General features: G+C 67.0%; 6 protein-coding genes. 2 read left to right on the forward strand and 4 right to left on the reverse strand.

The window, feature by feature from the left end; genetic code table 11:
* The first annotated feature begins 177 nt into the window (after nt 1-177).
* Together ACTHQS_RS05460 and metH are read left to right on the forward strand one after the other, a co-directional pair.
* Entirely contained in the window at nt 178-489 is a 312-nt protein-coding gene (locus tag ACTHQS_RS05460) for a 4a-hydroxytetrahydrobiopterin dehydratase (protein WP_440166791.1), read from the forward strand.
* 790 nt (nt 490-1,279) lie between these two features.
* Nucleotides 1,280-4,942, forward strand: a complete 3,663-nt coding sequence (metH, locus tag ACTHQS_RS05465) for a methionine synthase (RefSeq protein ID WP_440166793.1) — start codon at nt 1,280-1,282, stop codon at nt 4,940-4,942.
* Nucleotides 4,943-5,076: 134 nt separating this feature from the next.
* Here the strand turns inward: metH and ACTHQS_RS05470 are convergent, their stop codons facing one another.
* The 4 genes from ACTHQS_RS05470 to ACTHQS_RS05485 all read right to left on the reverse strand — a co-directional run bounded on the left by ACTHQS_RS05470 (nt 5,077) and on the right by ACTHQS_RS05485 (nt 11,647).
* A complete protein-coding gene (locus tag ACTHQS_RS05470; RefSeq protein WP_440166795.1) occupies nt 5,077-6,096 on the reverse strand; it encodes a S1C family serine protease in 1,020 nt (339 codons plus the stop codon).
* A 383-nt stretch (nt 6,097-6,479) separates the two neighbouring features.
* A complete protein-coding gene (locus tag ACTHQS_RS05475) occupies nt 6,480-9,356 on the reverse strand; it encodes an ATP-binding cassette domain-containing protein (RefSeq protein WP_440166797.1) in 2,877 nt (958 codons plus the stop codon).
* On the reverse strand, nt 9,353-9,922 hold the full coding sequence (locus ACTHQS_RS05480; RefSeq protein WP_440166798.1) for a hypothetical protein: 570 nt from the start codon (nt 9,920-9,922) through the stop codon (nt 9,353-9,355). The genes ACTHQS_RS05475 and ACTHQS_RS05480 overlap by 4 nt, the downstream gene beginning before the upstream one ends.
* A gap of 150 nt (nt 9,923-10,072) precedes the next feature.
* Nucleotides 10,073-11,647, reverse strand: coding sequence for an APC family permease (locus ACTHQS_RS05485; protein WP_440167411.1), 1,575 nt, complete (start codon nt 11,645-11,647; stop codon nt 10,073-10,075).
* Nucleotides 11,648-11,716 lie beyond the last annotated feature (69 nt).

Here is an 11,716-nt window from a genome sequence, read left to right on the forward strand (position 1 = left end):
CCCCTAGGATGACGAAACGTCGGCTATCGGCTCTAGACAGGCACTGGGGGAGCTAGACGAAAAGGCCGCATTCCGCGGATTGCGGACTTTTTACCAGCGGGCCGGCGCTGTAATCACCGCTGGAGGCGTGGTGCCCGCGGGGTAGCCATGGAGGCCCTCGGGAGCCATGATGACACTATGACTGATCCCCAGCGGAAGCTGTCCGCCGCCGAGCTCACCGAAGCCGGGCTCACCGGCTGGCGCATGACCGGCGACGCCCTCACCGCCACCTTCAAGACCCGGAAGTTCTCCACCGGGCTGGAGCTCGTGAACCGCATCGGCACCTCCGCCGAGAAGGCCAACCACCACCCCGACCTCACCCTGACCTATCCCGAGGTAGGCGTCACGCTCTCGAGCCACGATGTCGGCGGGATCACCAGCCGCGACATCGACCTGGCCCGCACCATCAACGGCCACGCCGCTGACCTCGGGGTCGCCGCCGCGGAGTGAGTCCGCGCCACCGGGCGGGGGCGAAGGATCATCGGGGCGCTAAGCGGCCTTTAGGGAATCGCGTTTATCGGCCCTAATGCTGAGGCTTCTGTCGACGCGAGAGATGTAGATGCGCTTGCTCTATACCAAGCCATAATTCAACCTGCCAGGGCGTTCCCCCCCAGCGACAGGCATAGTCGCCGAATGGGACAAGGAAGTGACGGCGCCAGCTGCCGCACTTTAGAAAGAGTCGGCACCTCCCCTTGACCTTCGAGGGACGTCAAGCTACCTTGACGCCATGGATGCGGAGTCAGTGGAGCGGGCTCTCAACAGCGGTGACGTCCATGAGCTGCTCAAAGTTTGGGAAGACTTCAACCGTGGCGAGTCGTCGCCTGGCTTTTCCTCCATAGCCAGCGATCAGGCGCGGGAAGCTGCAGCACATTTTCTGACGGAGGTATCGGAAGTGGCCGCGCTAGAGGCCCTGCGGGCAAATGCCAAGGCAGTCGAGCTGCTCACGGCCAGGCGCTGGTATGTCATGAAATCTGCCCGTGAGGGTGGCGCGACATGGGCCCAGATCGGCGAAGCACTGGGGATCACGAAACAAGCGGCCCACGATTTTTTACCGCCGCAAGATCGAAGAACAGGAACAGCAGTCGCCCGATTTCCACGACACTGCAGCCGCTCGGGCCGTCCTCGAGGACTGACTAAAGGGCTACAAGACCGTCCCGGACCCGTCTTAGATCCCAGCACAGCCACCGTAGTACACGGACACACAGCGCACCGCAGGCGCCCCCGCCCGTAACCTGTTTAAATGCCTCGTTTCGCACTGGACATCGAGTCCGTCCCCCGCCCCGCCCGTTCCCAGGAACTCCTGGACGCCGTGAACCACCGGGTGGTCATTGCCGACGGCGCCATGGGCACCATGCTCCAGGGCCGGGACCTGTCCCTCGACACGGACTTCCAGAACCTGGAGGGCTGCAACGAGATCCTCAACGACACCCGGCCGGACGTCATCGCGGACATCCACGACGCCTACTTCGCCACCGGCATCGACGCCGTGGAGACCAACACGTTCGGCGCTAACTGGTCCAACCTCTCCGACTACGGCATCGATGACCGCATCGAGGAGCTCGCACAAAAGGGCGCCAGGATCGCCCGCGAACGCGCCGAGGCAGCAGAGGCAACAGACGGTCGGATGCGCTGGGTCCTCGGTTCGATGGGCCCGGGCACCAAGCTCCCCAGCCTGGGCCACACCAGCTACGACTACCTCAAGCAGACCTTCGCCCTCCAGGCCGAGGGCCTCATCGACGGGGGAGCGGACGCCTTCCTTATCGAAACCAGCCAGGACCTCCTGCAGACCAAGGCCGCCGTCAACGGCTGCAAGCAGGCCATCGTCTCCAAGGGCATCCGCCTGCCCATCTTCGTCGAAGTGACGGTGGAGACCACCGGCACCATGCTCATGGGCTCCGAAATCGGCGCCGCACTCACGGCCCTGGAGCCGCTCGGCGTCGACGCCATCGGCCTGAACTGCGCCACCGGCCCGGACGAGATGAGCGAACACCTCCGCCACCTCTCGAAGCAGTCCTCCGTCGCCATCGCCTGCATGCCCAACGCCGGCCTGCCCGTCCTCGGCGCCAACGGCGCGCACTACCCGCTCTCGCCCGCCGAACTCGCCACCGCGCACGAGCAGTTCGTGCGCGAATTCGGCCTGGGCCTGGTGGGCGGCTGCTGCGGTACGACGCCGGAACACATGGCCGCCGTCGTCGAACGCCTTGCGCCCTTCCGCACCCGCAAGACCGCGGACGACGCCGTTGCCTCCAACGGCGGTAAGCCCGCCCCCGCGCGCGTCCCCACTGAGCGCGAGGCCGGCGTCGCCTCCCTCTACCAGCACGTGAACTTCGACCAGGAGTCCGCCTACCTGGCCATCGGTGAGCGCACCAACGCCAACGGCTCCAAGGCCTTCCGCCAGGCGATGCTCGAAGAACGCTGGGACGATTGCGTGGACATCGCCCGCGAACAGATCCGCGTCGGCGCCCACCTGCTGGACGTCTGCGTCGACTACGTGGGCCGCGACGGCGTGGCCGACGTCAAGGAGATCCTCTCGCGTTTCGCGTCGGCCTCCACCCTCCCGTTGGTCATCGACTCCACCGAACCGCCCGTCCTGCAGGCCGGCCTGGAACTCATCGGCGGCCGCCCCGTGGTTAACTCGGTCAACTACGAGGACGGCGACGGCCCCAACAGCCGCTTCGCCCGCATCATGCCGCTGGTCAAGGAACACGGCACCGCGGTTATCGCCCTGACCATCGACGAGCAGGGCCAGGCCCGCACCACCGAAGGCAAGGTGGCCATCGCCTCCCGCCTGGTCGACTCCCTGGTGGGCGAGTGGGGCATGCGCGTCGAGGACATCATCGTGGACTGCCTCACCTTCCCTGTCGCCACCGGCCAGGAGGAAACCCGCCGGGACGGCATCGAAACCATCGAGGCCATCCGCCAGATCACCGCCAAGTACCCCGGCATCAACACCACGCTCGGCGTCTCCAACGTCTCCTTCGGCCTGAACCCGGCCGCGCGCATCGTCCTGAACTCGGTCTTCCTCCACGAGGCCACCGAAGCGGGCCTGACCAGCGGCATCATTGACGCCGCCAAGATCGTCCCGCTCGCCTCTATTCCGGAAGACCAGCGCAAGGTGGCCCTGGACCTGGTCTGGGACCGCCGTGAATACGACGCCGACGGCAACACCACCTACGATCCGCTCGCCATCATGCTGGACATGTTCGCCGGCGTCGACACCGCAGCGCTCAAGGACCAGCGCGCCGCCGAACTCGCGGCACTGCCCACGGGCGCACGCCTGGAACGGCGCATCATCGACGGGGAAGGCAAGGGCCTCGAAGCGGACCTGGACTTGGCCCGCAGCGAAGGCATGACCCCGCTGGGCATCATCAACGACCACCTGCTCGAGGGCATGAAGGTGGTGGGTGAACGCTTCGGCGCCGGTGAAATGCAGCTGCCCTTCGTCCTGCAGTCGGCCGAGGTCATGAAGAACGCAGTAGCCCTCCTCGAGCCGCACATGGAGAAGTCGGACTCCTCCGGCAAGGGCACCATGGTGATCGCCACCGTCCGCGGCGACGTGCACGACATCGGCAAGAACCTGGTGGACATCATCCTCACCAACAACGGCTACAAAGTGGTCAACATCGGCATCAAGCAGGGCATCGCCGAGATCATCGCCGCCGCCGAGGAGCACAATGCTGACGTGATCGGCATGTCCGGGCTCCTGGTGAAGTCCACCGTGGTGATGAAGGAAAACCTCGCCGAGCTGCAGTCCCGCGGCCTGGCCAAGAAGTGGCCCGTCATCCTGGGCGGCGCAGCCCTGACCCGCGCCTACGTGGAGCAGGACCTCGCGGAGCAGTTCGACGGCGTGGTCCGCTACGCCAAGGACGCTTTCGAGGGCCTCTCCCTCATGGAACCGCTGGTGCGCGTTGCCCGCGGTGAATCACCGGACGACGTCGGCCTGCCGCCGTTGAAGAAGCGCATCCACAAGGGCGGGGCGAAGTTCACGGTCACCGAACCCGAAGCCATGCCCGGCCGGTCCGACGTTGCCAGCGACAACCCCGTGCCCGTGCCGCCGTTCTGGGGCACCCGCATCGTCCGCGGCGTCTCGCTTCACGACTACTCGGCGTTCCTCGATGAGCGCGCCACCTTCATGGGCCAGTGGGGCCTCAAGCCAGGCCGCGGCGAGGACGGCGCCTCGTACGAGGAACTGGTGGAACGCGAAGGCCGGCCGCGCCTGCGCTACTGGCTGGACCGCATCCTCGGTGAAGGCATGCTGGACGCCTCCGTGGCGTACGGCTACTTCCCCGTAGTCTCCGAGGGCGAACAGGTAGTGGTGTTGCACCACGGCGAGGATCCCGACGGCGTCCTGGGGCAGGCGGGGCTGCTCGCCCCGGACGGTGGTTCGGGCGGCCCGATCGGCACCGACCGCCTGCGGTTCGATTTCCCGCGCCAGCGCCGCGACCGGCACCTGTGCCTGGCCGACTTCGTGAAGTCCCGCGAGTCCGGCCAGATCGACGTGCTGCCCGTGCAGCTGGTCACCGCCGGCTCCAAGATCGAAGAGTTTACCTCCAAGATGTTCGCCGCCAACCAGTACCGCGACTACTACGAACTCAACGGCCTGGTCATGCAGCTCACCGAGGCGCTCGCCGAGTTCTGGCACGCCCGCATCCGCAAGGAGCTCGGCTTCGCATCCGAGGAGCCCAAGGACACGGCAGGGTATTTCAAGCTCGACTACCGCGGCGCCCGCTTCTCGCTGGGCTACCCCGCCTGCCCCGACATGGAGGACCGCCGCAAGGTCACCGAGCTGCTGAAGCCTGAGCGCATGGGCGTCATCTTGAGCGACGAGCTCATGCTGCACCCCGAGCAGTCCACCGACGCATTCGTGTTCCACCACCCGGAGGCCAAGTACTTCAAGGTGTGAGCTGGCGCCGGTTCTTCACGTTGAAGGGCCTGCTCTGGCTGGTTCATCGGTTTGATCCTCTTTGTCGCCGCAACCTATGACGGCTCTTCGTCTTCCTCGCTGTCGGCGTCCCAATGACTCTCGTGGCGGCGGTTCTAGTTGCAGGGTTGCGGTTTGCCTTGAGGCAAGGAAGTCCCGGCTATGCGCCAGCCGCTGCCGTCCCACTTCATGGTGTACGAGATTCGCCAATTGGAACAGGTTTGTCCATCGACTCCATGGCCGGCGTCCTGCCGTGTTTGCAGGCGAACGTTTGCTTGCAGGGCATCTCCTGCCCCTGTCACGCTGACGACGTCGAGATCCGTCCAGTAAGACGAGCCGAGTCCTTCACTCCACTTCGCCTCGCCACCGAAACTTGCCCCCAGTTCGGGCGTGAACTGCTTGAATGCCGCAGCGTATGCGCCGCGGTTGATGCCTTGGCCGTGCAGTAACAAGGCTTGGCCAATGTTGTTGGCCTGATCATGATTCGAACTGACTTTCATGGGGAATATGCCGGAATTCGGCGCGGGGGCCCTGCCGCAATCAACGGGGGCCATCGGTACTGCCCGTTGCTGCCATTCTGATACCGCTTCGGCGACTCTCGGCGCGGTGACTGCATAGGCCATTCCTTCCGAGTCCTTCCTGGTTGCACTGACGACTCCTGCGACTTTGCCTTTCACGTCGAGCAGGGGGCCGCCGCTGTTCCCTGGGTTGATGGCGGTGTCAGTCTGCAGCATGTTGCCGATCACGCCGGTTCCAAAGTTCACATCACGGTCCAGCCCGCTGACGACTCCGCGGGTAAGGGTCAGCGACTCTCCCCGAGGAAAGCCGAGGGCTGCGACTTCAGTTCCAATTGGCGGTTCGGAAAGTTGAAACTGGAACTGATGGCCCGCCGCTTCGGTTTCCAAGCGAACCAGTGCCAGGTCTGCAAGCTCGTTGAATCCCAAGATCACACCACCCACTGACGTGCCGTCGAAGTCGACGCTGATAGCTGCAGCATCGGCAACGACGTGGGCCGCTGTCACCACAAGATCGGGAGCGACCAAAAATCCGGTGCCCGTGGAATTGACGGAGCAGCCTGTGACGCTCAGTTGTCCCACCCCGGTGCGCACGTCGGCCACGACTTCGGGCCAGGACATCGGCGCGGCCTGCCTGGATGAAGTTGGCACCGCTGTCGTCGGCGGGGAACTGGGAACGGGGCTGGTTGATGTCGGTTGTTGCGTCACGGTCCCGGAACTTGTGGGCGAATTATTCTGAGGCGGAGAGGCAGCGGGGGCGCTACATCCAGCCAGCAACAACGCGAACAAGGAAACAGATATTACAGTGGGGAAGGTTGGCAGGACTGGAAGTTTTCTGAGCTTCATTGGAATTGGTCCTAACGCTCGGCCCGCAGCCGCGGAAGACGACTACGTACAAGCTAATCCGGGGAAAGAACGAATTCGGTAGCAAAACTCCCCTATTTTCGGCAGGGGGAAATCGGCCGGCTACTGACTCATTTGGTGTTTCAGTCGCTCAACAAACGCTAAGGGGTCAGCTGTTGCTGGTTCGTTGCAGCGTCCGACGGTGCCGGCGCGTGCACAGTATGTCCACGGGATCCTGCCATCCCATCCGACACCGGCTTCACCCGCCGCAGGGAGGCGAGCACTGCGCGGCCTACCACGGCGATGCCGATCACCGTGGTGACCGCGCGCAGGGTGTCCCAGCCCGCCGTCGACGTCAGCAGCGAGTACAGCAGGAAGCTGCTGAGGTTGGTGCCCAGCGGTGCGCCCGCAACGTAGGAGATGCCGGTGCCGGCGCCCACCGCGAAGGGCCAGAACCACAGGTTCAGCAGCAGCCCGAACACGTAGGACGCCACCACCCCGTAGGCCGCCAGCATCCACAGTTCGGCTTTGCCGCGCACCCGGCGGGGGAGGAGGCCAGCGCCCGCGCCCACCCACGCGCAGGCAAAGATCTGGAACGGGGTCCACGGCCCGATCCCGCCCCAGAGCGCGCTGGAGACGGCGATGGTTGCGGCACCGAGCAGCAGGCCGAACCGGGCACCGAACGCGCGGCCCGCCAGGATCAGCAGGATGAACACTGCTTCCACGCCGCCGACGCCGGTGCTCGCCACCCGCACGGCGGAACCGACGGCAGCCAGCACACCCAGCAGCGCCGCGGTGTGCGCCGAGCGGACGGACCCGTCCAGGGAAAGCAGGACGGCGACCGCTGCCACGGGTGCGATGGCCAGGGCAATGTAGGGGGTGGCGGCGGCAGCGTCCTGGGGGAGTGCCGCGGCCAGCAGCGGCCAGCAGAACGCCGCCAGGGCAGCCAGGTTGGCGAGGGCGAGGACAGCAAGCTCGGCGCTCCGCGGCAACCGGACCCGGTGGGGCCTCCTGGCGCCCTGTACGTCTGCCGGTTCAGCGGTGGACGCCCCCGCCTGCGCTTCGGCACGAGCGGGCACGGATGTTTGGACGCGCGGTGCAGGGACATACGGTTCCGGGACAGGGACAGGTTCCACGGATGGTGCCACGCCGTTCCGCATGGGCAGGATTCGGGCTCCCAGGCCGTGGGCGAAGTCGAGGTCGTGCGTGGCGATCAGGACCGCCGCGCCGTCCTCTGCCGCGGTCTGCAGAGCCGCCGCCACTGCAGTCCGTGCGGCCGGATCGAGTCCGCGCGTGGGCTCGTCGATGAGCAGTACATCCGGGTCATCCATGGTCTGCAGGGCGATGGCCAGGATCCTGCGCTCGCCGGCGGAGAGGTCCCGCGGATGCTGGTTGCCGATCGGCATATGGACGCCTCCCCGCAGCCGGGCAAGGCGGGCCGCGGCGGTACCAGCAGCAACCGCCGTGCCGTTCTTCCGGCGCGCCAGCCGCCGCTCCGCCGACCTCAGTTCGCCCGCGACCGTATCCCTCGTGAACAGGTCGTCCGAGGCGTCCGGCACCAGGGCGACCCTGCCGCCGTCGGACGTTGTCCCTGTACCTTCGCCGAGGGCCAGCGCCACCAGGAGGGACGACTTCCCGGCCCCGTTGGGCCCAACCAGCGCCACGATCTCGCCGCGGTGCAGGGCGAGCGAGGCGTCGCGGACCAGCGTCGCGCCTTTCCGGTGTACCTCGAGGTGGGTCGCCGTCAGGACAGGGGTGCGGGCGTGGTCGGGAGCGGCCGCCGCCCAGGAGCCGGCGGGAGCGGTGGTGGCCGGAGCGGAGGGGGAGGGAGCGGTGCCCGGTACCAGCGCGCCGCCCTCGATGGTCCACCAGGAATCAGCCACCGGAGCCAGCGCCGCGGCCCGGTGTTCGGCCACGATGATGCACACGCCGTGTTCGCGGGCCAGGGTGCTGAGCACGGTGATGACGCGGCTGCGTGCCGTGGCGTCCAGGTCGGCCAGGGGTTCGTCCACCAGCAGCAGCCGGGGCTGGTCCACGACGGCGGCGGCGATGGCCACGAGCGTTGCCTCGCCTGCCGAGAGGGTGCTGACGTCCCGGTCCAGCAGCGCGGAGACCCCGATGCGATCGGCCACCTCCAGCACCCGGGCCTTCGCGGCGGAGGACGGCACGCCGCGGAGCTCGAGCGCCAGGGCGATGTCGTCCCGGACCCGGGTGGTCGCAAAGGCTGCGCGCGGATTCTGCAGGACGGCGCCCACCAACCCCGCGGTATCGCGCGGGGGAGCGTCGGCGCGGTCCGTCCCGGCTATCTGTACGGTGCCGGTCAGCCCGCCGCCGTCCACATGGGAAAGGAGGCCCGCGAGGCCGCGCAGGATGGTGGACTTGCCGGAGCCTGTGGGCCCGGTGATCACCGCGACGGACCCGGCCGGCGGTGCAAACGAGTCAACCCGGATGCGCGTGTCAGCGATGCGGAAATGTGCGTCGCGCACCAGAAGCGGCGCGCCGCCGTCGTGACGTCCTTGGCGAAATGCCCGGCTGCCGAAGCCGCGCAGCTCCAGGGCCGCGGCAATGCGGGCGGCGTGCTCCAGGGTCCGTTCGAGCACGGGGACCAGGGCGCGCGGGCCGAAGCGTTCGCCCCGCAGCCGGAACGCCAGGCGCACCGAGGCCACGGCCTCCGCCAGCGCGGGGAGCGCGGCCCAGGCCACCACCAGCATCCGGGCCACGCCTTGCAGGGGGCCGCCCCGGGCCAGCCGGACGAAGCCGCGGGATACATCCACCCAGGCATTGAGCAGGCCGAAGCCGAGGATCGTTGCGGCGATCGGGAGCGCGGACAGCACTGCCGCCCAGAGCCCCGGGGCCGTGATGGGGCCCAGGAACACCACATGGGCGTACGGGGCGGGAAGCCGCAGCGCGGGCAGGTCCAGCAGGACCGGGGAACCGGTGGCCGTCCCGTTGAAAAGGACCCGGTAGGCGACCCGCGCCGCGATGAACACAGCAGCGAGAACCGCCGCTGCGCGCAACGGCGCGGGCCGGAAGGTCATGCCGCGGGGGCTGCCGGTTCGTTGTCCACCGTGTAGAGCAGTTCAAGGCTCTCGCCGGGGTTGAGCTTCAGGCTGTCCAGGCCTTCCTGCGCGTAAGCCCACGTGCCGGCGGCGGGCTTCACCCAGAGCGCCCAATACGAGACAGTGTTTTTGTCATCGCACGCTTCACGGGTGGTGCCACCCTTGTGCTTGATGTCGAAGTCCGCGGCGGGCACGCCGTTGACGCGGCACGCGAAGCTTGTGGGGTACTTGGCGGTGCCCTCGGTCTTGATCTTGGCCTGTTCGAGGACCTTGGCGGCCACGGTGGGTCCGTCCACGGACACGCAGGTGGAGGTGTCGGCGGCGGACTGCTTCAGGGCGCCGGAATCGACGATGACCTTCACGCCGGCGCAGGGACCGGCAGAGGTTGAGGCGGCGCTGGCGCTGGAGGAAGCCGCTGCTGAAGAGGCAGGCGCAGAGGAGCTGGGCTGGTTGGCCGCCGGCGTGGAACAGCCGGCAAGGGTAAGCAGGAGACCGGCGGCGGCGAGTGAGCCCGCGGCGGCGGTACGGATCTTAGTCAAAGTCACCTGTCAAGGGTAGGGCGTTGCCGGTCCGGATCCGATGGCCGTTCCGTTGTGTGACGCCGGCGCTCAACATGGCAGCGTCCGGGGACGCAGGAAGGGCCGACGTCGGCACCCGGGTGGGTGCCGACGTCGGCCCGTTCTGCTGTGGTGTTGCTAGCCCTCGGTTGCCAGGACTGCGTTGGCTGGCACCGCGTCCTCGGTGGCGTCGAACCGGGGGTCGTTGGACGACGGATGGGCGGCGACTGCGGCGGCGTGTTCGGCCAGCACCCCGGTCTGATGGCGGATCTTCAGGCGGTAGAGCATGGCCCCGCCAATCACCACGGCGGCCACGAAGAACACCCCGCCCCACTGCAGGTACCACTCGAACGGCGGCACCGAGTTGTAGATCTCCGGGCGGGGCCAGACCAGGTTCACCGTCATCGCCGCACCCCACAGGACGGCGAGGATGTTTACGGGAAGCCCCCACTTGCCCATGCAGAACCCGGGCTCGGAACCGTCATCCAGGATGGGCCACTTCCTGGCGAGCCGCTTGCGCAGCAGGGGGACCGTGACCAGGAGGTAGGACAGGTAGATCAGCACGATGCTGATGCTGGACAGGATGGTGAAGATGGCCGGCTGCATCACGTTGACCAGCAGCGGGATGACGGCGATGACGCCGATGACGATGGCCGCGACTGTGGGCGTCCTGCGGACCGGATCCACCTTGCTGAGCTGCCGGCTGAAGGGCAGGTTGTTGTCGCGGGCCATGGCGAACATCATGCGGATGGCGGCGGCGTGGACGGCCAGGGTGCAGACCACCACAGCCGCCACGATGCAGGCCAGGAAGGCCTTGCCGAACGGGCCGCCCAGGACGGAAAGGACGATGTGCTGCAGACCGCCGTCGGGGGAGCCGATCTGCGGGTCACTGAGGTCCGGTGCGGCCAGGATGCCGAACAGCAGGATTCCGCCGCCCAGCAGGAAGGACGCCGTAACGGCGCGCAGGATGGCCTTGGGAGCGGTCTTCTTGGGGTCCTTGGTTTCCTCGCCCAGCGAGCTGGCGGTGTCGAAGCCGTACATGACATAGCCGGAGGCCATGGCGCCGATGAGGAAGACGCCGAAGAAGCCCAGGTCCTTGCCTTCCCCGAAACCGGCCGTATCAAAGAAGACCTCCGGCCCCCGCACCACGTGCCAGCCCAGTGCCAGGATCAGCAGGACGGCGGCGACCAGCTCCACGAAGACGCCGATGCTGTTTATCCTGGTCATCAGCTTCACGCCGAAGGCGTTGATGAGCGTGGAGATGGTGATCATGATGGTGGCCAGCACCACGCCGTTCATGGCGAAGTCATAGGGCCCGGTGCCGTCCCCGACGAACTGGAAGCCCTCCCAGAGTTGGGGGAGGGTGATCTGCAGCGCCAGTGCCACCGAGCCCAGCGCCATGATGGAGGACAACAGCAGCAGCCAGCCGGCCAGCCAGGACGAGGTTCCGGAGGACAGCCGCTTGGCCCAGTTGTAGACCGAGCCCGCAACAGGGTAGCGGCCGGCCAGCTCGGCGAAACACAGGGCCACCATCAGCTGGCCGACGAACACGATGGGCCAGGACCAGGCATACGCCGGTCCGGCCATGGAAAAGCCGAAGTAGAACAGTTGGAAAACACCGGTGAGGATGGAGATATAGCTGACACCCGCGGCGAAGCTGGCGAACTTGCCGATGCTCCGGTCGAGGGTCTGGGTGTAGCCAAATTCGTCCATGCCGCTTGAATCAATACTCTTGCTGGGTTCCAAATTGGACTCCTAGATCAGAAAAGCACGATGTGACCG

It is taken from the genome of Arthrobacter sp. SAFR-044 (genome assembly GCF_051965175.1).
GTDB lineage: Bacteria > Actinomycetota > Actinomycetes > Actinomycetales > Micrococcaceae > Arthrobacter.